Origin of the sequence: Kitasatospora sp. NPDC097691 (assembly GCF_040302665.1) — a bacterium.
In the GTDB taxonomy this organism is placed as follows: domain Bacteria; phylum Actinomycetota; class Actinomycetes; order Streptomycetales; family Streptomycetaceae; genus Kitasatospora.
In genome coordinates this window covers 14,852-38,144 of record NZ_JBEORY010000078.1, presented here as the reverse complement: position 1 = coordinate 38,144, position 23,293 = coordinate 14,852, and the positions used below count along the sequence as shown (strand labels likewise).

Here is a 23,293-nt window from a genome sequence, read left to right as displayed (position 1 = left end):
ACCGAGATCATCGACTCCAACGAGTCCGACCTCGGCGGCTACAAGGACGTCTCGGTGGCCGTGAAGACCAAGGGCAACGCCGAGCCCGGCCAGGGCGTCTGGGCCCGACTGAAGTACGAGGGCGGCGTGCACCGCGTGCAGCGCGTCCCCGCCACCGAGTCGCAGGGCCGCATCCACACCTCCGCGGCGGGCGTGCTGGTCACCCCCGAGGCGGAGGAGGTCGAGGTCGAGATCCTCGCCAACGACCTGCGGATCGACGTCTACCGCTCGTCCGGCCCCGGCGGCCAGTCGGTCAACACCACCGACTCCGCGGTCCGGATCACCCACCTGCCGACCGGTATCGTGGCGTCCTGCCAGAACGAGAAGAGCCAGCTGCAGAACAAGGAGCAGGCGATGCGCATCCTGCGTTCGCGGCTGCTGGCCGCCGCGCAGGAGGAGGCCGAGCGTGAGGCGTCGGACGCGCGCCGCAGCCAGGTCCGCACGGTGGACCGCTCCGAGCGGATCCGGACGTACAACTACCCCGAGAACCGCATCTCGGACCACCGCACGGGGTTCAAGTCGTACAACCTGGACCAGGTCCTGGACGGCGACCTGAACGCGGTGATCCAGTCCTGCGTCGACAAGGACGCGGCGGCCAAGCTCGCCGCGGCCCAAGAGAACTGAGACCGGCGCGCCCCAGCCCACGCGCAGTCCGTAGCCGGAGCGCAGAAACAAGAGGTCGTACGGATGAACCTGCTGCTCGCCGAGGTGGCCCAGGCCACCCAGCGGTTGGCCGCGGCCGGCGTGCCGTCGCCGCGCTTCGACGCGGAGGAACTCGCCGCCTACGTCCACCACGTCAAGCGCAGCCAGCTGCACACGGTGAAGGACGCCGACTTCGACGCCCGCTACTGGGAGGCCGTCTCGCGCCGCGAGGCGCGCGAGCCGCTCCAGCACATCACCGGACGGGCGTTCTTCCGCTACCTCGAACTGGCGGTCGGCCCCGGGGTGTTCGTGCCCCGGCCGGAGACCGAGTCGGTCGTCGAGTGGGCCATAGACGCGGTGCGCGACATGGACGTGGCCGAGCCGCTGGTGGTGGACCTCTGCTCCGGCTCCGGCGCGATCGCCCTCGCCCTCGCCCAGGAACTGCCGCGCTCCACCGTGCACGCCTTCGAACTGGACGAGGGCGCGCTGGAGTACACCCGGCGCAACATCGAGGCCAGCCCCGACCGCGCCCGGGTCACCCTGCACGCCGGGGACGCCACCAAGGCCTTCGAGGACGACCGTTCCTGGGACGGCCGCTTCGACCTGGTGATCTCCAACCCGCCGTACATCCCGCTCACCGAGTGGGAGTACGTCGCGCCGGAGGCCCGCGACCACGACCCGCAGATGTCGCTGTTCTCCGGCGAGGACGGCCTGGACACCATCCGCGGCATCGAGCGGGTGGCCGCGCGGCTGCTGCGCCCGGGCGGTGCGGTGGTCATCGAGCACGCCGACCAGCAGGGCGGCCAGGTGCCGTGGATCTTCAACGAGGAACGCGGCTGGACGGACACCGCCGACCACCGCGACCTGAACAACCGGCCGCGCTTCACGACCGCCCGACGGGTGTCGTTGTGAACAGTCGACCGCAGCACGACCGCCCGCAGGGCGCCGTCGTGACGGCAGCGACGGCAGCGAAGGCCGCAGTGACCGCCAAGAGCCACTTCGGAAGGGGACCGCACCGATGAGCCGCCGCTACGACTGTGCCGATGCCGGGGACCGCGCCACCGGCCTGCGCGAGGCCGCCTCGGCCGTCCGCCGCGGCGAACTCGTCGTGCTGCCCACCGACACCCTGTACGGGGTCGGCGCGGACGCCTTCTCCCCGGAGGCCGTCGGCGAGCTGATGGCAGCCCGGGGCCGCGGCCGCAACACCCCGTCGCCGGTGCTGGTCGGCTCGCCGACCACCCTGCACGGCCTGGTCACCGACTTCTCCGAGCAGGCCTGGGAACTGGTCGACGCCTTCTGGCCCGGCGGGCTCACCCTGGTCGCCCGGCACCAGCCCTCGCTGCGCTGGGACCTCGGCGAGACCCGCGGCACCGTCGCGGTCCGGATGCCGCTGCACCCGGTCGCCATCGAGCTGCTGAACGCCACCGGCCCGATGGCCGTCTCCAGCGCCAACCTGACCGGCGGATCGTCCCCGCTGACCTGCGACGAGGCGCAGGCGCAGCTCGGCGACGCCGTCTCGGTCTACCTGGACGGCGGGTCGGCCGACCACGCCGCCGCCTCGTCCATCGTCGACGTCACCGGCAAGGTCCCGGTCCTGCTGCGGGCCGGCGCGATCAGCGTCGAGCAGCTGAGGGAGGTCGTCCCCGACCTGGAGGCCGGCAGTTGACGCCCACCGCCTCGCTCCGTTCCGGGCCCGGCATAGCGCCGTACCTGAGCGTGGGTCCCAGGCCGCTGGACCACTTCCGGATCCTGTTCGTCTGCACCGGGAACATCTGCCGCTCGCCGATCGCCGAGCGGCTCACCCGGCGTGAGCTGGACACCCGGCTCAGCCCCCGGGTGGCCGGGCGGATCCTGGTCGAGAGCGCCGGCACCTGGGGCCACGTGGGCGCGCCGATGGAGGACCACGCGGCGACCGTGCTCGACGAGTACGGCGCCGACAGCGGGGGCTTCACCGGTCGCGAGCTGCTGGACGAGCACGTGGTCGAGGCCGACCTGGTGCTCACCGCGACCCTGGACCACCGCGCCCAGGTGATCTCGATGGGCCACGAGGCGGGACTGCGCACCTTCACGCTGAAGGAGTTCACCCGCCTGGTGCGGACGATAGACCCGGGCACGCTGCCCGACCCCCGGCGCGGCGCCGACGTCACCGAACGGGCCCGCGCGCTGGTCCGCGCGGCGGCCGCGCTGCGCGGCTGGTTGCTGGCCGCCACCCCGGAGTCGGACGAGCTGGAGGACCCGTACGGGGCGCCGATCGGCATGTTCCGCAACTGCGGCGAGGAGATATTCCACGCGGTCGACCCGGTGGTCACCGCGCTCACGGGCGTGTCGGCGCGCCGCTAGGGCCCGTCGACGGGACCCCAGGGCCGAACGGCCGCGTTCCGACGGGCCGGGCGGCGGTGGCGGTCCTACGCTGGATCCACCGTCCCCGCAGCGCCCGGGAGCTCCGCCATGACCGTCACCGATGCCGCGACCGGCTCGACCTCGACGAAGGGGCGCCCGTGGGCGTCCGAGGCCCTGTACCGGGCGGATCCGCAGCTGGCCGACCTGCTGGCCGCGGAGGCCGAGCGGCGCGCCGAGACGATCCAGCTGCTGGCGGGGGAGAACCTCACCAGTCCTGCCGTCCTGGCGGCCCTCACCGGCCCGCTGATCGACAAGTACGCCGAGGGCTACCCGGGCCGCCGGCACCACACCGGCTGCGCGCTGGCGGACGCCGCCGAGCTGCTGGCGATCGACCGGGCCCGTGAACTGTTCGCCGCGCCGCACGCCAACGTCCAGCCCCGGTCGGCGACTTCGGCGATGCTGGCGGCGTACGCGGCACTGCTGCGGCCCGGCGACGGGGTGCTGGCGATGTCGCTGGAGCACGGCGGCCACCTCAGCTGCGGCTCGCGCGCCAACTTCTCCGGCCGCTGGTTCGCCTTCACCGGCTACGGGGTGCGCGAGGGCGACGGGCTGATCGACCTCGACCAGGTGCGCGAACTTGCCCGGCTGCACCGCCCCAAGGCGATCGTGGCGGGTTCGATCTCCTACACCCGGCACCCGGACTGGGCGGCCTTCCGGGAGATCGCCGACGAGGTGGACGCCTACCTGATCGCCTCCGCCGCACAGACCACCGGCCTGATCGCGGCCGGTGCGGCGCCCTCCCCGGTGCCGTACGCGGACGTCACCGTGGCGGCCACCCACAAGCTGCTGCGCGGCCCGCGCGGCGGCCTGCTGCTGTGCACCGCGGAGCTGGCCGAGCGGATCGACCGGGCGGTCTTCCCGTTCAGCCAGGGCGGCGCGGCGATGAACGAGGTGGCGGGCAAGGCGGTGGCCCTCGCGGAGGCGTCGACGCCCGCCTACCGGGCGTACGCGGAGCGGACGGTGTCCGGGGCGCGGGTGCTGGCCGAGGGGCTCGCAGCGGCCGGAATGCGCCCTCTGACGGGCGGTACCGACACCCACCTGGTGACCGCCGACGTGAGCCCGCTCGGGGTGACCGGCGCGGAGGCCGAGCGGCGCTGCGCGGCCGCCGGGCTGCTGCTCGGCAAGTGCGCGCTGCCGTTCGACCCGGCGCCGCCCGCCGACACGTCCGGGATCCGGCTCGGGACGGGCACCGTGACCAGCCAGGGGATGGGCGCGACGGAGCTGTCCGAGATCGCCGGGCTGATCGCACGGGTGCTCGCCGGGGGCGCGGTCGGGCCCGCCGCGGCGCGGGTCCGCGAGCTCGCGCTGGCGTTCGCCGACCGGTCCTGACCGCGATCCGTCCGCGGGCATCCCGATCTCCTACCCGGGAGGGCGAACCGCGATGCGCGTCCCCGGCGTCCGACTCAATAAGGTGTGTGCGTGGCGACGCACCTCGAACCCCGGGAAGGCAGGGGAGTACCTTCGGTACTTCCCCGTTCGACAGTGATGCAGGAGGCCAGTGGTGCGTGAGTATCTGCTGGTGCTGTTCTGCACCGCCGCCGTGACCTACCTGCTGACCGGACCGGTCCGGAAGTTCGCCATCGCCGCCGGCGCCATGCCGCCGGTCCGCGCCCGCGACGTGCACCGCGAGCCCACGCCGCGGCTCGGCGGCATCGCGATGTTCGGCGGGCTCTGCGCGGGCATCCTGGTCGCCTCGCAACTCGACAACCTGAGCAAGGTGTTCACCCAGGGCACCGACATCCGCGCGCTGCTCTCCGGCGCCGGGATCATGTGGCTGCTCGGCGTGCTCGACGACAAGTGGGGCGTGGACGCGCTGGTGAAGCTCGGCGGCCAGATGATCGCCGCCGGTGTGATGGTCTGGCAGGGCGTCACGGTGATCACCCTCCCGGTGCCCGGCGTCGGCGCGGTCGCGGTGAGCCCGACCCAGGGCATGGTCATCTCGGTCACCCTGGTCGTCGTCATGGTCAACGCGGTGAACTTCATCGACGGTCTGGACGGCCTGGCCGGCGGCATGGTCTGCATCGCCGCGATCGCGTTCTTCCTGTACAGCTACCGGCTCTGGTACGGCTACGCGATCACCGACGCGGCCCCCGCCGTGCTGTTCAGCGTGCTGCTGATCGGCATGTGCCTGGGCTTCCTGGCGCACAACATGCACCCCGCGCGGATCTTCATGGGCGACTCCGGGTCGATGATGCTGGGCCTCATGCTGGCCGTCGCCGCGATCTCCATCACCGGCCGGGTCGACCCGGACCTGATCAACAACGAGACCGGTTCGCAGACCGCCACCGTGCACGCCCTGGTGCCGATCTACATCCCGCTGCTGCTGCCGCTGACGGTCATCGCGCTGCCGCTGGCCGACCTGCTGCTCGCGGTGGTGCGCCGCACCTGGGCCGGCCAGTCGCCGTTCGCCGCCGACAAGCGCCACCTGCACCACCGGCTGCTGCAGGTCGGGCACTCGCACAGCCGGGCCGTGCTGATCATGTACTTCTGGGCCGCGCTGATCGCCTTCGGCTCGGTCGCCTTCTCGGTGACCAACACCGGTCGCACCGTGGTCCTGACGCTCGCCGGGCTCTGCCTGCTCGGCCTGGTGGTGCTGCTCACCCCGCGGTTCCGGCCGCGCGCCCCGCGGGCGGTGCAGTCCTTCGTCCCGCCGCGCTACCGCCGCCAGCCCTCCGGTCCGATGGCTGAACTGTCGGCGAAGGACAAGCAACTCCTGGGTGAAGCCAGTCGGGACCAGGCCGATCGGGCCGACCACGGTCCCGCCAGCGGCCGCCGCTGACAAGGGAGTTGACGATCCGCCAGATGGCTTCACCCATACGGCGGATTCGCTGCTCCGTTGGTGTGACAGGTGCCACACATTCATGGTAAAGCTCTCATCAAATAGTTTGTGATACCGTTCACGAGTACCGAGAACACGCCGAAAGACCTGACAGGTGGATGACTTCCGTCCCTGTCGGTCTCCTTCGACGGGCCCGCCGTCCTCGTGGGCGGCCCGGCGGCGATGCCTCGGTCCGGTGTCACCTGCCACCATCTGTGCCCGTCCCCCCGCCACATCGACATGCCGCCGGAGCTGCCGACATGCCGTCCACCGACGCCCGGATCCTCCGAGGCGCCGCGATTCCCACTGCGGTCGCCGGGATCATCGCCATGGCGATCTCGTTCGCTGTCGCCGGTGGGAAGGGGCTGCTCGGCGCCCTTTTCGGCGCACTGCTCGTGATGGCCTTCTTCAGCTTCGGCCAGGTCGCGCTCGACCGGCTGACCAGGTCGAACCCGCACATCATGATGGCCGCGGCGCTCCTGGTGTACACCACGCAGATCCTGCTGGTCGGCATCGTCCTGGCGGTCTTCAAGAACACCGACCTGTTCAACCGGCAGGCGTTCGCCTTCACGCTGCTCGGCTGCGCCCTGATCTGGACGGGCTTCCAGGTGCGCGGCGCACTCAAGGCCAAGACCTTCTACGTCGACCCCGACGCCTCGGAAAAGAAGGGCGACAAGCCCTCCGACTCGGGACGTCAACAGTGACGAGGCCCGACTGTCCCCCCAACGAGGGGGGCGGTGTTTATGCCGCACTGACGGCCTGCTATCGTCCGTCGCAACAACGGAGTACGGGAAGAGGCCTGGTCTGTCCGAACAGCGGACTGATCGCCCCCCGGACCCGCGCAGTCTTCGATGATCCCGCAGTCGCGCAGAGCGCCGTCGCGCGGGGTCGGCGAGAAACCCATCAAGTTCCAGTGCCGCTCCGTGGCCGCAGGCCACGCCGACACACCGAGGTTGCCGTATCCATGCGTCACGACGAAGGAGTCCGTGGTGAGTGCTGAACTCACGTCGTCCCTCGCCTCAGGCAGTTGCCACTTCGGGGACGCTGGCTGCGGCTTCCCGGCTCCGGGTCTGAACGAATTCGACTTCAAGCCGATCTTCACCATCGGCAGCTTCTACTTCAACAAGCCGATGCTGCTGTCGATGGTCGTCGCAGTGTTGGTCGTCGTCTTCTTCTGGGCCTCCTTCGCCAAGCCGCGCCTGGTCCCCGGCAAGCTGCAGCTGGTCGGTGAGATCGGCTACGACTTCGTCAAGCGCTCCATCGTGCTGGAGACGATCGGCAAGAAGGGCGAGAAGTACGTCCCGATGCTGGTCTCGATGTTCTTCTTCATCTGGTTGATGAACATCATGTCGGTCATCCCGTTCGCGCAGTTCCCGGTGACGGCGGCGATCGCGTTCCCGGCCGGCCTCGCGGCGGTCGTGTGGGTCACCTACATGACGCTGACCTTCAAGAAGCACGGCTTCGTCGGCGGCATGAAGAACCTCTGCTGGCCCTCGGGCATCCCCGGCTGGGTCATGTTCATCCTGGTGCCGATCGAGTTCTTCTCGAACATCTTCGTGCGCCCCTTCACGCTCGCGGTCCGAGCCTTCGCGAACATGTTCGCCGGCCACCTGCTGATCGTGATGTTCTCCGTCGCGTCCTGGTACCTGCTCAGCCCGACCCTGGGTGCGCTGTACGGCTCGGCCTCGTTCGTCGTCGCCGTCGCCCTGACCGCCTTCGAGCTGCTGGTCCAGTTCCTGCAGGCCTACATCTTCGTGATGCTGGCCAGCAGCTACATCGCCGGTGCCCTGGAAGAGTCGCACTGAGCCCGGGGGCTCCGTCCCCGCCCCGAACCACCTCCCGGATCGCCCGGTGGCCAATCACCACCGGATCACCACCCTGCAAAGGACAACGTCAATGAGCATCCTCGCTGAGGGCACTGTCTACGGTTCCGTCGCCTCCATCGGCTACGGCCTCGCCGCCATCGGCCCCGGCATCGGCGTCGGTCTCATCTTCGGTAACGGTGTCCAGGCCATGGCCCGTCAGCCCGAGGCCGCCGGTCTCATCCGTTCCAACATGTTCATCGGCTTCGCGCTGACCGAGGCGCTCGCCCTCATCGGCATCGTCATGCCGTTCGTCTTCGGCAACAAGTAATCCTGCCGCAGACCCTTTCGAGGAAGGTCCAGATATGAGCATCGTGGCTCAGCTCGCGGCCGAGGAGAAGATGAACCCTCTCCTCCCCAACTGGCCCGAGATCATCATCGGCCTGCTCTGCTTCTTCATCGTCTTCGGTCTGCTCGGCAAGAAGCTCCTTCCCAGCATCGAGAAGGTGCTGTCGGAGCGCCGGGACGCCATCGAGGGCGGCATGGAGCGCGCCGAGGCCGCACAGGCCGAGGCCCAGGCCGTGCTTGAGCAGTACCGTGCCGAGCTTTCCGAGGCGCGCCACGAGGCCGCCCGCATTGTCGAGCAGGCTCGCGAGCAGGGTGCCGCCCAGCTCGCCGAAATGCGCGAGGAGGGCCAGCGCCAGCGCGAGGCCATCGTCGCGGCGGGTCACGCCCAGATCGAGGCTGACAAGAAGCAGGCGACTGCTGCCCTGCGCCAGGACGTGGGCTCGCTGGCCACCCAGCTGGCGTCCCGCATCGTGGGCGAGTCCCTTGAGGACCACGCCCGGCAGAGCGGCGTGATCGACCGCTTCCTGGACGAGCTGGAGGCCAAGGCCGCCGTTGCTCAGGGTGCGGCCAAGTGATCGGCGCCAGCCGCGAGGCCCTCGCTGCGGGCCGGCAGAACCTGGAGAGCCTGACCGACTCCACCTCGGTGGACGCGGCCAAGCTCGCCGAGGAGCTCACCGCCGTCACGGCCGTGCTGGACCGTGAGGTGTCGCTGCGCCGAGTCCTGACCGACCCGTCCCGGTCGGGCCAGGACAAGGCCCAGCTGGTCACCTCGCTGCTGACCGGCCAGGTCTCCGGCGAGGCCGTCGACCTGGTCTCCGGTCTGGTCCGCTCCCGCTGGTCGGGCTCGCGCGACCTGGTGGACGCGACCGAGGAGCTCGCCGCGTACGCCGAGATCATCGCCGCGGACAGGGCCGGCTCCCTGGACGACGTCGAGGACGAGCTGTTCCGCTTCGGCCGGGTGGTGAGCGGCTCGCACGAGCTGCGCGCCGCGCTGACCGAGCCGAAGGCCGGCGCCGTCGCCAAGGCCGAGCTGATCAAGAAGCTGCTGGGCGGCCGCGCCGATGCCGGCACCGTCCGGCTGGTCACCGCCCTCGTCAACGCGCCGCGTGGCCGTAGCCTGGAGCAGGGCCTCGAGTCCTACTCGAAGCTCGCCGCCGCGCGCCGCGGCCGCGTGGTGGCCCTGGTCACCACCGCGGTGCCGCTGTCGGACACCCAGAAGGAGCGCCTGTCCGGTGCTCTGGGCCGGATGTACGGCCGCCAGGTCCACCTGAACATCGACGTCGACCCCGAGGTCGTCGGCGGTGTCCGGGTGCAGATCGGCGACGAGATCATCAACGGCACCGTGTCGAGCCGCCTTGAGGGCGCTCGCCAGTCGCTCGAAGGCTGAGCACCGAAGCAGCACATCCGACCCTCGGTCGGGAAACCGGCTCCCCAAGGAGCCGGCAAATCGTACGGCCGGTTCGCAAGACCCGGCCGAGAGTCGAATACTTGCGGCCCTCAATGGCGGGCCGAGGATCGCAAACTAGGAGAGCAGGGAAGCCTGATGGCGGAGCTTACGATCCGTCCGGAGGAGATCCGGGACGCGCTGGCCGACTTTGTCCAGTCGTACCAGCCGGACGCCGCTTCTGTGGAAGAGGTCGGCACGGTCACTGACGCGGCGGACGGCATCGCGCATGTCGAGGGCCTGCCCTCGGTCATGGCGAACGAGCTGCTGAAGTTCGAGGACGGCACGCTCGGCCTCGCGCTGAACCTCGACACCCGCGAGATCGGTGTCGTCGTCCTCGGTGAGTTCGGCGGTATCGAAGAGGGCCAGACCGTGCGCCGCACTGGCGAGGTCCTCTCGGTTCCGGTCGGCGACGGCTACCTCGGCCGCGTCGTGGACCCGCTGGGCAACCCGATCGACGGACTCGGCGACATCGCCGCCAGCGGCCGCCGCGCCCTGGAGCTGCAGGCCCCCGGCGTCATGGCCCGCAAGTCGGTCAAGCAGCCGCTGCAGACCGGCATCAAGGCCATCGACGCGATGACCCCGATCGGCCGCGGCCAGCGCCAGCTGATCATCGGCGACCGCCAGACCGGCAAGACCGCGGTGGCCGTCGACACGATCATCAACCAGCGCGACAACTGGCGCTCGGGCGACCCGGAGAAGCAGGTCCGCTGCATCTACGTCGCCGTGGGCCAGAAGGGCTCCACCATCGCGTCCGTCCGCGGCGCCCTGGAGGAGGCCGGCGCGCTGGAGTACACCACCATCGTGGCTGCTCCCGCCTCCGACCCGGCCGGCTTCAAGTACCTCGCCCCGTACACCGGTTCGGCCATCGGCCAGGAGTGGATGTACGACGGCAAGCACGTCCTGATCATCTTCGACGACCTGTCGAAGCAGGCCGAGGCCTACCGTTCCGTCTCCCTGCTGCTGCGCCGCCCGCCGGGCCGCGAGGCCTACCCGGGTGACGTCTTCTACCTGCACTCCCGCCTGCTGGAGCGCTGCGCCAAGCTGAACGACGCCCTGGGCGGCGGCTCGATGACCGGTCTGCCGATCATCGAGACCAAGGCCAACGACGTCTCGGCGTACATCCCGACCAACGTCATCTCCATCACCGACGGCCAGTGCTTCCTGGAGTCCGACCTGTTCAACGCCGGCATCCGCCCGGCCGTGAACGTCGGTATCTCGGTCTCCCGCGTCGGTGGCTCCGCCCAGATCAAGGCCATGCGCTCGGTCGCCGGCCGTCTGCGTCTGGACCTCGCCCAGTACCGCGAGCTGGAGGCCTTCGCCGCCTTCGGTTCCGACCTGGACGCGGCCTCCAAGGCCCAGCTGGAGCGCGGTGCGCGCATGGTCGAGCTGCTGAAGCAGGGCCAGTACCAGCCGTTCCCGGTCGAGGAGCAGGTCGTCTCCATCTGGGCCGGCACCACCGGCAAGATGGACGACGTCCCGGTCGCCGAGATCCGCCGCTTCGAGCGCGAGTTCCTGGACCACGTCCGCCTGCAGCACAAGGACCTGCTGGCCGGCATCGTCGAGACCGGTCTGCTCGCCGACGGCACCGTCGACGCGCTGACCACCGCGATCGAGGCCTTCAAGCAGGGTTACCAGACCGCTGACGGCAAGCTGCTCTCCGAGCAGGCCTGAGTCCGGTAACGAGGGAAAGGACGTAACGACCCATGGGAGCACAGCTTCGGGTCTACAAGCGCCGGATCCGCTCTGTCACCGCGACGAAGAAGATCACCAAGGCGATGGAGATGATCTCCGCGTCGCGCATCGTCAAGGCGCAGCGCGCGGTGGCCGCCTCCACTCCGTACGCCGATGAGCTCACCCGGGCGGTGACGGCGGTGGCCACCCGGTCCAACGCCAAGCACCCGCTCACCACCGAGAACCCGAACGCCTCGCGCGCCGCCGTCCTGCTGATCACGGCGGACCGCGGCCTGGCGGGCGGTTACTCGACCAACGCCATCAAGGCCGCCCAGACGCTCACCGAGCGCCTGCGGTCCGAGGGCAAGGACGTGGTGACGTACATCATCGGTCGCAAGGGTGTCTCGTACTACACCTTCCGCAATCTCACGATCGCGGACTCGTGGACGGGATTCTCCGACAAGCCGACCTACGGTGACGCGAAGACCGTGGCAGCCGACCTGATCGAGGCCTTCACGGCCGAGACCGGCGGTGTGGACGAGCTCCACCTGATCTCGACCGAGTTCGTGTCCATGCTGACGCAGAACGCGGTGGAGGCCCGGCTGCTGCCGCTGAAGCTGGACGAGGTCCAGCTCAGCGACCAGTCGCCGGCCAAGTCGGAGATCTTCCCGCTGTACGACTTCGAGCCGTCGGCGGAGGGCGTCCTGGACGCGCTTCTGCCGCGGTACGTCGAGAGCCGGATCTACAACGCACTGCTGCAGTCGGCCGCTTCCGAGCACGCCGCCCGCCGCCGTGCGATGAAGAGCGCGACGGACAATGCCGGCGAGCTCATCAAGTCGCTCACGCGGCTTGCCAACTCGGCCCGTCAGGCCGAGATCACCCAGGAAATCAGCGAGATCGTCGGTGGCGCGAACGCGCTCGCTGACGCGAGCCGCGGGAGCGAATGAGTATGACCACCACTGTTGAGCCGACCACGGCGACGGGCCGCGTCGCGCGGGTCATCGGCCCGGTCGTCGACGTGGAGTTCCCCGTCGACGCGATCCCGGACATGTTCAACGCCCTGCACGTCGAGGTGGACAACCCCGACGGCACGGGCAAGAAGATCCTGACCCTCGAGGTCGCCCAGCACCTCGGCGACGGCATGGTCCGCGGCATCTCGATGCAGCCGACCGACGGCCTGGTCCGCGGTTCGCAGGTCACCGACACCGGTGCCGCGATTTCCGTGCCGGTCGGCCAGATCACCAAGGGCAAGGTGTTCAACGCCCTCGGTGACGTGCTGAACGTCGACCAGGCGGAGTTCGACTCCCAGGTCGAGGTCCGGTGGCCGATCCACCGCAAGGCCCCCGAGTTCAAGGACCTCGAGTCCAAGACCGAGATGTTCGAGACCGGCATCAAGGTCATCGACCTGCTCACCCCGTACGTCCAGGGTGGCAAGATCGGTCTGTTCGGTGGCGCCGGTGTCGGCAAGACCGTTCTGATCCAGGAGATGATCTACCGCGTCGCCGAGAACTTCGGTGGTGTGTCGGTGTTCGCCGGCGTCGGCGAGCGCACCCGTGAGGGCAACGACCTCATCGACGAGATGGTCGACTCGGGCGTTCTGGACAAGACCGCGCTGGTCTTCGGCCAGATGGACGAGCCGCCGGGCACCCGTCTGCGCGTCGCGCTGTCCGCGCTGACCATGGCGGAGTACTTCCGTGACGTCGAGAAGCAGGACGTGCTCCTCTTCATCGACAACATCTTCCGGTTCACCCAGGCCGGTTCCGAGGTGTCGACCCTGCTCGGCCGCATGCCCTCCGCGGTGGGTTACCAGCCGAACCTGGCCGACGAGATGGGCCTCCTGCAGGAGCGCATCACCTCGACCCGTGGTCACTCGATCACCTCGATGCAGGCGATCTACGTCCCCGCGGACGACCTGACCGACCCGGCCCCGGCCACCACCTTCGCCCACCTGGACGCGACCACCGTTCTGTCGCGTCCGATCTCGGAGAAGGGCATCTACCCGGCCGTCGACCCGCTGGACTCCACGTCCCGCATCCTCGACCCGCGGTACATCGCGCAGACCCACTACGACACGGCCGTCCGTATCAAGGGGATCCTGCAGAAGTACAAGGACCTCCAGGACATCATCGCGATCCTCGGCATCGACGAGCTGTCCGAAGAGGACAAGATCACGGTGCACCGTGCCCGTCGCATCGAGCGCTTCCTCTCGCAGAACACCTACGTGGCGAAGCAGTTCACCGGCGTCGAGGGTTCGACCGTCCCGCTGTCGGAGACCATCGAGGCCTTCAACGCGATCGCCGACGGCAAGTACGACTCCATCCCGGAGCAGGCCTTCTTCATGTGCGGTGGCATCGAGGACCTGGAGAAGAACGCCGCCGAGCTGGCGAAGAAGTAGTCGCGGCCGGTAGCAGCCGAGTGACCGTGAGGGGTGGCCCCCGAGCCTGGGGACCACCCCTCGCGTCGCATCGGTTGTGATTCCGGTCAAATCCGCGCCGCCGGTTTCATGCCGGAGGCACGGGGCCGTTATTCTTACCGAAACTCCCGAGTAATCGGGCGTTGCATGAGCCTAGGAGCCCACGTTGGCTGAGCTGCACGTCGAGCTGGTCGCAGCCGACCGCAAGGTGTGGTCCGGTGCGGCCACCATCGTCGTCGCCCGTACGGCCTCCGGTGACACCGGCATCATGCCGGGCCACACCCCGGTGCTGAGCGTGCTGGAGACCGGTCCGGTCACCATCCGCACGGTGGACGGCGGCACCGTGATCGCCGCGGTGCACGGCGGCTTCATCTCCTTCGCCGACAACAAGCTGTCTCTGCTCGCGGAGATCGCCGAGCTGGCGGACGAGATCGACGTCGCGCGTGCCGAGCGCGCACTGGAGAAGGCCAAGTCGGGCCTGGACGAGCACGCCGAGCGGCGCGCCGAGGTCCGTCTGTTCGCGGCGCGCGGCCTCAAGGCCCACGCCTGAGTGCGCCGGACCCCGGCTTAGCGGGGTCGACCGACGGTCCCGGGGACGCGTGAGCGTGACCCCGGGACTGTCGTCGTAGTTGGTAGGTCAGCGCGGTCGCTTGATACGACCGCTACGGGGAACGCGGGTAGCGAGGAGGTAGGTGAGCATGGTCCTCGCGCTTGTGGTGTGTGCGGCGGTCGTGGCCCTCGGTGTGATCGGCCTGGTGGCCTTCGCCGTCCGCCGCCGGCTGATCCAGCGGGTGGGCGGCACGTTCGACTGCAGTTACCGGCTCAAAATGCCCGCCGACGCCTCGACGCAGCCCGACCTCGACGAGAACGGCAAACCCACCTCCGCCCCGGTCCCCCCGACCGACGGCAAGGGGTGGGTTTTTGGTATCGGCCGGTACAGCGGCGACTCGATCGAGTGGTTCCGGGTCTTCTCGTACGCCCCGCGGCCGCGCAAGGTGCTGCCCCGCCGGGAGATCGAGGTCCTCGGCCGGCGCTACCCGGAGGGCCAGGAGGAGCTGGCGCTGCTCTCCGGCTCGGTGGTGCTGCGCTGCCTGCACAACGGGGCGCCGCTGGAGCTGGCGATGAGCGAGGACGCGCTGACCGGCTTCCTCGCCTGGCTGGAAGCCGCCCCGCCCGGGCAGAGGGTCAACGTCGCGTAGCGACGAGACCCTCGGGTTGGGGGTCCCCCCGGCCGGAGGCTGGGGGAGGTCAACGTCGCGTAGCGACGAGACCCTCGGGGTGGGGGCGTGGCAACGGCCTGCGGGGGGGTTAACGCCGCCTAACGTCGCGGGCTAGGGTGGCCGCATGGTCAATCTGACGCGCATCTACACCCGTACCGGCGATGACGGCACCACCGCGCTCGGCGACATGAGCCGGACCACCAAGACCGACCCGCGGCTGATCGCCTACGCGGACGCCAACGAGGCGAACGCGGCGGTCGGGGTGGCGCTGGCGGTCGGGGCGCTGTCCGAGGACGTCGCGGCGGTGCTGGTGCGGGTCCAGAACGACCTGTTCGACGTCGGCGCCGACCTGTCCACCCCGGTGGTCGAGGACCCGAAGTACCCGCCGCTGAGGGTGCTGCAGTCCTACGTCGACCGGCTGGAGGGGGACTGCGACCACTACCTGGAGCAGGTGGAGAAGCTGCGCAGCTTCATCCTGCCCGGCGGCACGCCCGGTGCGGCCCACCTGCACCTGGCCTGCACGGTGGTGCGGCGGGCCGAGCGCTCGACCTGGGCGGCGATCGCGGAGCGCGGGGACACCGTCAACCCGCTGACCGCGAAGTACCTCAACCGGCTGTCCGACCTGCTGTTCATCCTGGCCCGGGTCGCCAACAAGGAGCGCGGCGACGTGCTCTGGGTGCCGGGCGAGAACCGCTAGACGCGCGCTAGCGCGACGACTCGGCAGGGGTCTTCTCCGGCTCCACCACGCGGCCGTTCTCGACCGCTACGCCGGCCGGCGCCTCCTTGGGCCACAGCGAGTAGCAGCCGGCGACGACCAGGTTGACCACGGCCGCGATGCCCAGCTTGAGGTACCACTGCAGGAACGTGCCGTAGTGGGCGGAGCCCGCGGAGAGCGGGACGAGCAGGGTGATCAGGCCGAGCGTGATCGCGGCGGAGACGACGGTGCGGCCGGCGATCTGCCACTCGTACCTGGTCCGCTCCGGGCCGTACTTCGGCGAGGGCAGCGGCTTGGGGCCGCCGGCGAAGCGGTGCAGGAAGTGCCGGTCGGCCCAGCGGACCAGCGAGGGGCCGTAGCCGACCGAGAACCCGGCGTAGCTCGCCGCGAGCGCGTGCGTCCAGCTCGCCTCGGTGCCGCCGCGCAGGTCGAGCACGGTGAGCGCGTACAGCACGAGGTCGACGGCCGGGAGGCCGAGCAGCAGGACGGTGCCGGTGCGGCGCCACCGCAGCAGGTAGCGGGCGGAGAGGGCCAGGCCGAGCACGATCCACCAGGAGATCTCGGCGGCGACGATGAGGGTGACGATCACGTTCTGCTCCCGGACGTTCGGCGGTGTGTCCAGCCTCCTGCGCGGGTGCGCCCGTGTCGTCGTCGTGCGGTGCCGTCCCGGTCTGCATCTTTCGATGTAGCGGGCTCCTCCGTGGACCGGAGCCGGGCGGATCGCCCGGGATGGTGGGATGGGGGCGTGCCCGTTCCCGTCCCCTCCCTCTCCCCGCGCCGGCAGGACCAGCTGATCGCCCTCTGCGGGCTGCTCGGCGGCACCGTGCTGATCGTCTTCCGGGTGTACGACAACGCCGACCACGTGCCGCTGTGGGCGGTGGTGCTGCCGATGCTGGTGATGGCCGGGCTGGAGCTGTGCCGGCGCACCCGACCGGTGCTCGCGGTGTCGCTCGGCGGGCTGGCCTTCGCGGCCAGCGTGTTCACCGGCAGCCTGCTGGCGACCCTGATCATGTACACCGATCTGCTGTACGCCGCGGTGATCTACGGCACCCGCCGGATGTCGCGGGTGCTGCACCTGACCGGCGGGTCCACCGTGCTGGTGCTCTCCAGCCTGTCCTGGTACGCCGGCGGCACCCCGGCCGGGCTGCTGATCGCGGTGCTCAGCTCGCTGGTCTTCCTGGCGCCGGTGTGGACCGGCGACGTGGTGCGCAAGCACCGGCAGGAGGCGGAGAGCGAGCGGCTGCGGGCCGAACAGACCGCGCTGCTCTCGGAGATGGACCGGCGCGAGGCGGTCGGCGCGGAACGGGCCCGGATGGCAAGGGAGTTGCACGACGTGGTGGCCAATCACCTGTCGGCGATCGCGATCCACGCCACCGGCGCGCAGTCCGTCGCCAAACGCCGGAGCCTGCCCGCGGACGATCCGCTGGTGGAGGTGCTGGCGGTGATCCGGGAGAACAGCGTCCAGGGATTGGCCGAAATGCGTCGGATGATCGGACTGCTCCGGGACAGCGGTGGGGGAGAGGTCGACGAGTCGTACGCGGCGCCCGACCTCGCCGCGGTGGACGCCCTGCTGGCCAAGGCCCGGGCGGCCGGCCAGGACGTCGGACTGGACTTCGAGCTGGCCGAGCACGGCGAGCGCGGGGAGGTGCCGGTGCCGGTCGGGCTGGCCGCGTACCGGATCGTCCAGGAGTCGCTGACCAACGCGCTGAAGCACGCCGGGCCCGGACTGGTGCGGCTGCGGCTGGACTTCGGGCCGCAGGACCTGCGGATCGCGGTCGACAGCCCGTACCGCGGCGAGCCGGGCCGCGAACTGCCCGGCGCCCGGGCCGGACTGGTGGGCATGGCGGAACGGGCCGGGCTGCTCGGCGGCAGCTTCGAGGCCGGCCCGAAGGACGGGTACTGGAGCGTGCGCGCGGTACTGCCGCACACGCAGGGGAGCGAGGGGCGGGCATGACGATCCGGGTGCTGGTGGCCGAGGACCAGGCGGCGGTACGGGCGGCGCTGGTGATGATCCTGCGCGCCGAGCCGGAGTTCGAGGTGGTCGGGCAGGCCGCCGACGGCGAGGAGGCCGTCCGGCTGGCGCTGGAGCTGCGGCCGGACGTGGTGCTGATGGACGTGCAGATGCCCCGGCTGGACGGCGTCTCGGCGACCCGAGAGGTGGTCGCGGCCGGGGCCGCCCAGGTGCTCGTGCTCACCACCTTCGACCTGGACGAGTACGTCTACGGCGCGCTGCGGGCGGGCGCGGCCGGGTTCCTGCTCAAGGACCTGGAGGCGGACACCCTGGTCGAGGGCATCCGGACGGTGGCGCGCGGGGACGGCATGCTGGCGCCCTCGGTGACCAGGCGGCTGATCGGCGCCTTCGCCCGTCCGGAGCGGCCGGTCGGGCCCGAGGCCCGCGAGGCGGTGTCCGGGCTGACCGTCCGTGAGCGGGAGGTGCTGGCCTGCATCGGGGCCGGGCTGTCCAACGGGGAGATCGCGACCCGGCTGGCGATGGCGGAGGCGACCACCAAGACGCACGTGAGCCGGATCCTGGCGAAGCTGCGGCTGCGCAACCGGGTGCAGGCGGCGATCCTGGCCCAGGATCTCGGTCTGACCATCTGACTGTCCGACCGGCTACTCGGGCGGCTGACCAGGTCGGTTGCAGATCACACTCCCGATTGCTACTGCGTGAGGGATTCGGGCACTAGAGTCCGCGTGAGCGAGCGGAGCGAGTGAGCACAATCGAAGCAGCGAGCTCCGCGAAAGCGACTGCCGAGCGCAGGCGAGGCAGGAAGATCGAGCGATGCGGCTCCACGGCGGTCACCCCTGCCCTGAGCCGCCTTCAGGGCCCGCCCGCGGGGCGGCGACGGCATCGGGAGACCAAGCCATGAGCAATGCGTCCAGCAAGCAGATCGCCGTGATCGGTGCCGGCCTGATGGGCGCCGGCATCGCCCAGGTGTCCGCGCAGGCCGGCCACCCGGTGGTGCTGCGGGACGTCACCGAGGAGGCGCTGCAGCGCGGCCTCGCGGGCATCCGCGCCTCGTACGAGAAGTTCGTCGCCAAGGGCCGGCTGAGTGCCGAGGACGCCGAGGCCGCGCTGGGCCGGATCACCACCACCACCGACCTGGGCGCCGTCGCCGAGGCCGACATCGTGGTCGAGGCCGTGTTCGAGCAGCTGGACGTCAAGGAGGCCGTCTTCCGCGAGCTGGACAAGCTCGCCAAGGACGGCGCCGTGCTGGCCTCCAACACCTCCGCCATCCCGATCACCCGGATCGCGGCCGCCACCCGGCGCCCGGAGTCGGTCGTCGGCGTCCACTTCTTCTCGCCGGTCCCGATGATGAAGCTGGTCGAGCTGGTCCGCGGCTACAAGACCAGCGACGAGACGCTGGCCACCGCCCGTGCCTACGCCGAGGGCGTCGGCAAGGAGGTCGTGGTGGTCAACCGCGACGTGGCCGGCTTCGTCACCACCCGCCTGATCACCGCGCTGGTCGTCGAGGCCGCCAAGCTGTACGAGTCGGGCGTCGCCACCGCCGAGGACATCGACACCGCCTGCCGCCTCGGCTTCGGCCACGCGATGGGCCCGCTGCAGACCGCCGACCTGACCGGCGTGGACATCCTGCTGCACGCCGCCCGCAACATCTACACCGAGACCCAGGACGAGAAGTTCGCCGCCCCGGAGATCATGGCCCGCATGGTCACCGCCGGCGACCTGGGCCGCAAGAGCGGCCGCGGCTTCTACCCGTACGAAGGCAAGTGAGCCGACCGGGCTGAACGACCGGGCGGGCCGTGCGATCGGAGCATCGCGCGGCCCGCTCCGCCGGGTCGGGTGAGTTTCCTCACGCCGGGTACCGCAGACGGGTGATTTGGGCGGTAATCGAGCGTAGGTGTGGAGACTTCCTGCGTATATTCCCTCGGACGAGTGAAGTTGCTTCAGATCCGGCCGGAACCAGCAACCTGCGGAGCAGGTTCGCCGTCAGATGAGGGAACCCGGCCTTCCGACCGGGTCCGGGCGTGGGGCTTCGGCCCGCCCGGACGCACACTCCGCTCCCGCACCCGGTCCGGCCGGGGCGGTCCCACCCCGCACCAGGCCGTCCAGGCGAAGGAGGAGAGCATGCGCATCACCGGCGACCACACGGCGCTGGCCATCGAAGGCCGCCTCGACGTGCGCACCGCCGCCGACGCGCGGGCCCGGCTGCACCAGGCCGTGGACGGCGGCTTCGGCGACCTCGTGCTCGACCTCGCCCGACTGGAGTTCTGGGACGCCACCGGCCTCGGTGTGATCATGGGCACCCACCGGCGGGCCGGCCGGATCGGCCGCCGGCTGGTGCTGCGCTCCGTCCCGGCCCAGCTCCAGCGGCTGCTGGTGGCCACCAAGCTGCACCGCATCCTGGCCGTGGACGGCGGTATCGCCGAGGCGCACGGCATCGCCATGTAGCCCGCTGCGGGCCGTACGTCCCCGTAACGTTCCTGGTCAGCGCTCCGCGACGGCCCCCCGACCCGGACCGCCCTGCACGGGCGGGTCCGGATGTGCAAGAGTCTGCCCGTCAGAAACGGCCGCCGGGGCTGCCCCCAGACCGCCCGCGGCCGCGACCGGGAGACGTCAGCCGGCCGGCGCGGGCCGCCGGCGGCCGAGCACGATGCGGAGCAGAACGTGGCACAGCCATCCGGAGAGTTCCGGCAGGAGGCCGTCCGCACCCGCGGCGGCGAACTGGTCTCCGGCGGCCTGTTGGTGGGAGTCGGCGCCCCGGACGGTTCCGAGGCCCGGCCCTGCCCGGAGGAGTGGCGGCCCCGCCCGCGCCGGATCGAGCGCAGCGAACCCGCCCGCGGCCCGGCCGGCGGCGTCGGCCGCGCGGTCGGCCCGCTCGCACTCGGCGCCGGACCGGCCGACCTGCCGCTGCTGGACCGCGAGGCGGACATCGCCGAGCTGCTCGGCCTGCTCGCCGAGGGCCGCTCGATACGCCTGGTCGGCCAGGCCGGCTCGGGTCGCAGCGCACTGCTGTCGGCCGTCGCCGAGGCCGCCGCCGACCTCGCCCCCGGCGGTGTCGTCCAGCTCTGCGGCCACCGCCGCACCCTCGCCGACCTGCTCCAGGACCTCTTCGCGGCCACCCACCACGCCCCCGGCTACCGGCCCGATCCGGACCAGCTGGCCGTCCACCTCGCCGAGGTCGGCGCGGTCGTGGTGATCGACGCCGCCGAACTCTCCGAAGCCGAGCTGGAGCAGCTGCCGGCCGCCGCCCCCGGCTGCGTCTTCCTGATCGCGGTCGCCCCGGACAGCCCGCCGCTGCCGGCCGGCTCCCGGATGCGGGACCACCTCGTCGCCGGGCTCTCCCGCTCCGCCTGCCTCGCCCTCACCGCCCGGCTGGCCGGGCGGCCGCTGGACGTCGACGAGAAGGCCTGGGCGGTGGACCTCTGGTTCGAGTCCGAGGGCCTGCCGCTGCGCTTCGTCCAGGCCGCCGCACTGCTGCGCCAGCGGGACGTCTCGGTGGACGCGCTGGTCGCCGCCGAGGACGACCGGATGGACGTCTTCGGAGCGGTCGAGGGGCCCGTCCGCGACCCCGACCCGGCGGTGCGGGAGGACGCGCTGCGCCGCACCGTCCCGCTGCCCTCCGTCGCCGAGACCGCCTCGCCCGCGGTCCGGCTCGCCGAGGGGCTGAGCGAGCCCGCGCAGGCCGTGCTGCGGCTCGCCGTCGCGCTCGGCGGGGAGTGCCCCACCGCGCCGCACCTGCCCGCGCTGATCGACGTCGGCCAGGGCGAGGCCGCTCTCGCCGAACTCTCCGACGCCGGGCTGACGGTGTCCATCGGCGGGCACCACCGGCTGACCGCCGGCGCGCTCGACCTCCTCTCCCCGCACTGGCCGGCCCGCGGCTGCGTGGACGGCGCCGCCCAGCACTTCGCCTGGTGGGTCGGGCACAGCTCGGTGACGCTGGAGCAGATCGCCGCCGAGGCCGAGGTGGTGATCGGCGTCCTGCTCGCCGACCGGAACGCCGGACGCCACGAGGCGGTGGTCCGACTGGCCCGGGCGGCGGCGCCCGCGCTGGCGCTGGCACTGCGCTGGGGCGCCTGGGAGCGGGTGCTGCAGCTCGGCCAGGAGGCGGCCCGCCGGGCCGGCTCGGCGAGCGACCAGGCCTGGTTCCACCACGAGTCGGGCGTGCACGCGATCTGCGTCCGGCAGCCGTCGAGGGCCGTCGCGGAGCTGGAGACCGCGCTCACCCTGCGGGCGTCCGCGGGGGAGCAGCGCGGGGTGGCCTCCGCGCGCCGGATGCTCGACCTGCTGCGCGCCGACGGGCGGCAGCTGTCGGCGGCGCCGGCGGTGCCCAGCCGGGCGCCGGTCATCCGCAAGATCGCGGCCCGGGTGCCGGCCCGGCTGAAGTCCAGCAGGCGACGGCGGGTGGCCGTGGTCTCCACGGTCGTACTGACCATGGGGGTGCTCGGGACGGCGGTGGCGATGAGCCTCACCGGGCCGGACGAGCACCGGTCGAACGACCCGCACAGCGGCCGGCTGGACGAGGGCGGCGGCACCCAGAATGCGCCGCTCCCGCAGCCCTCCGGCAGCGTCTCCCCGGGCGCGGCCGGCACGGTGTCGGGCAGCCCGGCGGGGCCGACCGGCAGCCCGGTCCCCTCCGCCAGCGGCAGCGCCTCGCACTCGGCGAGCGCCTCGCCGACGAGGAAGCCGAGCTCCTCGCCGGGGGCGAGCGAGTCGCCGACCCCCCAGCAGCCGCAGCCGCCCGTCCCGGGTCAGTCGCAGCCGCCGAAGCCGGCGCCCAGCCGCCCCACGACGGCGCCGACGACACCTCCGAACAGCCCGTCGACGTCACCGGTGACACCCCCGAGCAGCCCGCCGCCCTCGCCGTCCTCGTCGCAGAGCCCGAGCGGGTCGGCCGGTCCGACCACCCCCGGAACGTCCTGAACGGTCAGAACAGCTTGAGCTTGTCGTCGTCGATGCCGCGCAGCTCGTCGTAGTCCAGCACCACGCAGCCGATGCCGCGGTCGGTGGCCAGCACACGGGCCTGGGGCTTGATCTCCTGCGCGGCGAAGACGCCCTTGACCGGGGCCAACAGCGGGTCCCGGTTGAGGAGTTCGAGGTAGCGGGTGAGCTGCTCGACGCCGTCGATCTCGCCGCGGCGCTTGATCTCGACGGCCACCGTGGTGCCGTCGGCGTCGCGGCAGAGGATGTCCACCGGGCCGATCGCGGTCGGGTACTCGCGGCGGATCAGCGACCAGCCGCTGCCGAGCACCTCCATCCGGTCCGCGAGCAGCTCCTGGAGGTGTGCCTCGACGCCGTCCTTGATCAGGCCCGGGTCGACCCCGAGTTCGTGGGACGAGTCGTGCAGCACCTCCTCCAACGTGATGATGAGCTTCTCGCCGGCCTTGTTCTCCACCGTCCAGACCCCGTCGGCCTCCTTGAGGGCGCACGGCGGGGACATCCAGTTCAGCGGCTTGTAGGCGCGGTCGTCGGCGTGGATGCTGACGCTGCCGTCGGCCTTGACCAGGATGAGCCTGGTGGCGGAGGGCAGATGGGCGGAGAGCCGACCGGCATAGTCGACTGAGCAGCGGGCAATTACGAGACGCACGGTCGACCACGCTAGCCCACCGGGGCCAGTTGATGCGATTCCGCGACGACGGGGTGAAGAAAGCGCGAACCCCGCGAACATTGAGGTTCGGCGATTCCGCTCCCGCTCGTCTCCTGCCCGCCGCGGTCTGGCGCCCGTCCCGTCCGGTCGCTACGGTGTGTGACGGCACGCTTGCGGGATCGCTGTCAACGGGGATGGAGACTTCAGATGAACGATCCGACAGGATCC

The 23,293-nt window shown here is 71.2% G+C and carries 24 protein-coding genes; 22 read left to right on the top strand and 2 right to left on the bottom strand.

Going from position 1 to position 23,293, the window contains the following annotated elements:
- From ABTY56_RS35140 to ABTY56_RS35060, 17 genes are all read left to right on the top strand, one after another.
- Positions 1-663: peptide chain release factor-like protein (locus tag ABTY56_RS35140; RefSeq protein WP_350633483.1), on the top strand; the 663-nt coding region annotated here is incomplete at its 5' end.
- A gap of 63 nt (positions 664-726) precedes the next feature.
- Positions 727-1,593, top strand: a complete 867-nt coding sequence (gene prmC / locus ABTY56_RS35135) for a peptide chain release factor N(5)-glutamine methyltransferase (RefSeq protein WP_350633481.1) — start codon at positions 727-729, stop codon at positions 1,591-1,593.
- Between the two features lie 106 nt (positions 1,594-1,699).
- Complete coding sequence (locus ABTY56_RS35130; protein ID WP_350633479.1) at positions 1,700-2,347, top strand: L-threonylcarbamoyladenylate synthase; 648 nt, start codon at positions 1,700-1,702, stop codon at positions 2,345-2,347.
- A gap of 50 nt (positions 2,348-2,397) precedes the next feature.
- Positions 2,398-3,021 (top strand): arsenate reductase/protein-tyrosine-phosphatase family protein, encoded by a 624-nt coding sequence (locus ABTY56_RS35125; protein WP_350633477.1) that lies wholly within the window; start codon positions 2,398-2,400, stop codon positions 3,019-3,021.
- Positions 3,022-3,129: 108 nt separating this feature from the next.
- Positions 3,130-4,410 carry a serine hydroxymethyltransferase gene (gene glyA / locus ABTY56_RS35120; RefSeq protein WP_350633475.1) on the top strand — a complete coding sequence of 427 codons (1,281 nt, stop codon included), beginning with the start codon at positions 3,130-3,132 and terminating at the stop codon, positions 4,408-4,410.
- Positions 4,411-4,582: 172 nt separating this feature from the next.
- Entirely contained in the window at positions 4,583-5,860 is a 1,278-nt protein-coding gene (locus ABTY56_RS35115; protein WP_350633473.1) for an MraY family glycosyltransferase, read from the top strand.
- A gap of 299 nt (positions 5,861-6,159) precedes the next feature.
- Complete coding sequence (locus ABTY56_RS35110; RefSeq protein WP_350633471.1) at positions 6,160-6,603, top strand: Cg1360 family ATP-synthase-associated protein; 444 nt, start codon at positions 6,160-6,162, stop codon at positions 6,601-6,603.
- Positions 6,604-6,888: 285 nt separating this feature from the next.
- Positions 6,889-7,704: a F0F1 ATP synthase subunit A gene (atpB, locus tag ABTY56_RS35105; protein ID WP_502893256.1), complete on the top strand. Its 816-nt coding sequence runs from the start codon at positions 6,889-6,891 to the stop codon at positions 7,702-7,704.
- Positions 7,705-7,795: 91 nt separating this feature from the next.
- Positions 7,796-8,032, top strand: a complete 237-nt coding sequence (gene atpE / locus ABTY56_RS35100; protein WP_030282059.1) for an ATP synthase F0 subunit C — start codon at positions 7,796-7,798, stop codon at positions 8,030-8,032.
- Positions 8,033-8,066: 34 nt separating this feature from the next.
- On the top strand, positions 8,067-8,624 hold the full coding sequence (locus ABTY56_RS35095; RefSeq protein WP_350633467.1) for a F0F1 ATP synthase subunit B: 558 nt from the start codon (positions 8,067-8,069) through the stop codon (positions 8,622-8,624).
- Entirely contained in the window at positions 8,621-9,436 is an 816-nt protein-coding gene (locus tag ABTY56_RS35090; RefSeq protein ID WP_350633465.1) for a F0F1 ATP synthase subunit delta, read from the top strand. Before ABTY56_RS35095 ends, ABTY56_RS35090 begins: the two co-directional genes overlap by 4 nt.
- Before the next feature lie 156 nt (positions 9,437-9,592).
- Positions 9,593-11,167, top strand: a complete 1,575-nt coding sequence (gene atpA, locus ABTY56_RS35085) for a F0F1 ATP synthase subunit alpha (protein WP_350633463.1) — start codon at positions 9,593-9,595, stop codon at positions 11,165-11,167.
- Between the two features lie 32 nt (positions 11,168-11,199).
- Positions 11,200-12,114 carry a F0F1 ATP synthase subunit gamma gene (locus tag ABTY56_RS35080; RefSeq protein WP_350522916.1) on the top strand — a complete coding sequence of 305 codons (915 nt, stop codon included), beginning with the start codon at positions 11,200-11,202 and terminating at the stop codon, positions 12,112-12,114.
- A 2-nt stretch (positions 12,115-12,116) separates the two neighbouring features.
- Complete coding sequence (gene atpD / locus ABTY56_RS35075) at positions 12,117-13,562, top strand: F0F1 ATP synthase subunit beta (protein ID WP_350633461.1); 1,446 nt, start codon at positions 12,117-12,119, stop codon at positions 13,560-13,562.
- 184 nt (positions 13,563-13,746) lie between these two features.
- Positions 13,747-14,130, top strand: coding sequence for a F0F1 ATP synthase subunit epsilon (locus ABTY56_RS35070; RefSeq protein WP_030235805.1), 384 nt, complete (start codon positions 13,747-13,749; stop codon positions 14,128-14,130).
- A gap of 148 nt (positions 14,131-14,278) precedes the next feature.
- Entirely contained in the window at positions 14,279-14,779 is a 501-nt protein-coding gene (locus ABTY56_RS35065) for a DUF2550 domain-containing protein (RefSeq protein WP_350633459.1), read from the top strand.
- A gap of 145 nt (positions 14,780-14,924) precedes the next feature.
- Positions 14,925-15,497 (top strand): cob(I)yrinic acid a,c-diamide adenosyltransferase, encoded by a 573-nt coding sequence (locus ABTY56_RS35060; RefSeq protein WP_350633457.1) that lies wholly within the window; start codon positions 14,925-14,927, stop codon positions 15,495-15,497.
- Positions 15,498-15,504: 7 nt separating this feature from the next.
- Here ABTY56_RS35060 and ABTY56_RS35055 read toward each other — a convergent pair whose 3' ends face one another.
- A complete protein-coding gene (locus ABTY56_RS35055; RefSeq protein WP_350633455.1) occupies positions 15,505-16,104 on the bottom strand; it encodes a hypothetical protein in 600 nt (199 codons plus the stop codon).
- A gap of 156 nt (positions 16,105-16,260) precedes the next feature.
- Here ABTY56_RS35055 and ABTY56_RS35050 point away from each other — a divergent pair, with 156 nt between their 5' ends.
- The 5 genes from ABTY56_RS35050 to ABTY56_RS35030 all read left to right on the top strand — a co-directional run bounded on the left by ABTY56_RS35050 (position 16,261) and on the right by ABTY56_RS35030 (position 22,401).
- Positions 16,261-17,469, top strand: a complete 1,209-nt coding sequence (locus ABTY56_RS35050) for a sensor histidine kinase (RefSeq protein ID WP_350633453.1) — start codon at positions 16,261-16,263, stop codon at positions 17,467-17,469.
- Positions 17,466-18,116, top strand: coding sequence for a response regulator (locus ABTY56_RS35045; RefSeq protein WP_350633451.1), 651 nt, complete (start codon positions 17,466-17,468; stop codon positions 18,114-18,116). Before ABTY56_RS35050 ends, ABTY56_RS35045 begins: the two co-directional genes overlap by 4 nt.
- A gap of 265 nt (positions 18,117-18,381) precedes the next feature.
- Positions 18,382-19,251 (top strand): 3-hydroxyacyl-CoA dehydrogenase family protein, encoded by an 870-nt coding sequence (locus tag ABTY56_RS35040; protein ID WP_350633449.1) that lies wholly within the window; start codon positions 18,382-18,384, stop codon positions 19,249-19,251.
- A 354-nt stretch (positions 19,252-19,605) separates the two neighbouring features.
- Positions 19,606-19,929, top strand: a complete 324-nt coding sequence (locus tag ABTY56_RS35035; protein WP_350633447.1) for an STAS domain-containing protein — start codon at positions 19,606-19,608, stop codon at positions 19,927-19,929.
- 216 nt (positions 19,930-20,145) lie between these two features.
- Positions 20,146-22,401 (top strand): ATP-binding protein, encoded by a 2,256-nt coding sequence (locus tag ABTY56_RS35030; RefSeq protein WP_350633445.1) that lies wholly within the window; start codon positions 20,146-20,148, stop codon positions 22,399-22,401.
- 4 nt (positions 22,402-22,405) lie between these two features.
- Here the strand turns inward: ABTY56_RS35030 and nucS are convergent, their stop codons facing one another.
- Positions 22,406-23,065, bottom strand: coding sequence for an endonuclease NucS (gene nucS / locus ABTY56_RS35025; protein ID WP_350575981.1), 660 nt, complete (start codon positions 23,063-23,065; stop codon positions 22,406-22,408).
- Positions 23,066-23,293 lie beyond the last annotated feature (228 nt).

Excerpts from the sequence above, each read along its gene's own strand:
- ABTY56_RS35080 (WP_350522916.1), top strand. The coding sequence starts at position 11,200 with ATGGGAGCACAGCTTCGGGTCTACAAGCGCCGGATCCGCTCTGTCACC.
- atpD (WP_350633461.1), top strand. The coding sequence starts at position 12,117 with ATGACCACCACTGTTGAGCCGACCACGGCGACGGGCCGCGTCGCGCGG.
- ABTY56_RS35130 (WP_350633479.1), top strand. The coding sequence starts at position 1,700 with ATGAGCCGCCGCTACGACTGTGCCGATGCCGGGGACCGCGCCACCGGC.
- ABTY56_RS35040 (WP_350633449.1), top strand. The coding sequence starts at position 18,382 with ATGAGCAATGCGTCCAGCAAGCAGATCGCCGTGATCGGTGCCGGCCTG.
- ABTY56_RS35035 (WP_350633447.1), top strand. The coding sequence starts at position 19,606 with ATGCGCATCACCGGCGACCACACGGCGCTGGCCATCGAAGGCCGCCTC.
- glyA (WP_350633475.1), top strand. The coding sequence starts at position 3,130 with ATGACCGTCACCGATGCCGCGACCGGCTCGACCTCGACGAAGGGGCGC.
- prmC (WP_350633481.1), top strand. The coding sequence starts at position 727 with ATGAACCTGCTGCTCGCCGAGGTGGCCCAGGCCACCCAGCGGTTGGCC.
- ABTY56_RS35045 (WP_350633451.1), top strand. The coding sequence starts at position 17,466 with ATGACGATCCGGGTGCTGGTGGCCGAGGACCAGGCGGCGGTACGGGCG.
- ABTY56_RS35095 (WP_350633467.1), top strand. The coding sequence starts at position 8,067 with ATGAGCATCGTGGCTCAGCTCGCGGCCGAGGAGAAGATGAACCCTCTC.
- atpE (WP_030282059.1), top strand. The coding sequence starts at position 7,796 with ATGAGCATCCTCGCTGAGGGCACTGTCTACGGTTCCGTCGCCTCCATC.
- atpA (WP_350633463.1), top strand. The coding sequence starts at position 9,593 with ATGGCGGAGCTTACGATCCGTCCGGAGGAGATCCGGGACGCGCTGGCC.
- ABTY56_RS35065 (WP_350633459.1), top strand. The coding sequence starts at position 14,279 with ATGGTCCTCGCGCTTGTGGTGTGTGCGGCGGTCGTGGCCCTCGGTGTG.
- ABTY56_RS35060 (WP_350633457.1), top strand. The coding sequence starts at position 14,925 with ATGGTCAATCTGACGCGCATCTACACCCGTACCGGCGATGACGGCACC.
- ABTY56_RS35110 (WP_350633471.1), top strand. The coding sequence starts at position 6,160 with ATGCCGTCCACCGACGCCCGGATCCTCCGAGGCGCCGCGATTCCCACT.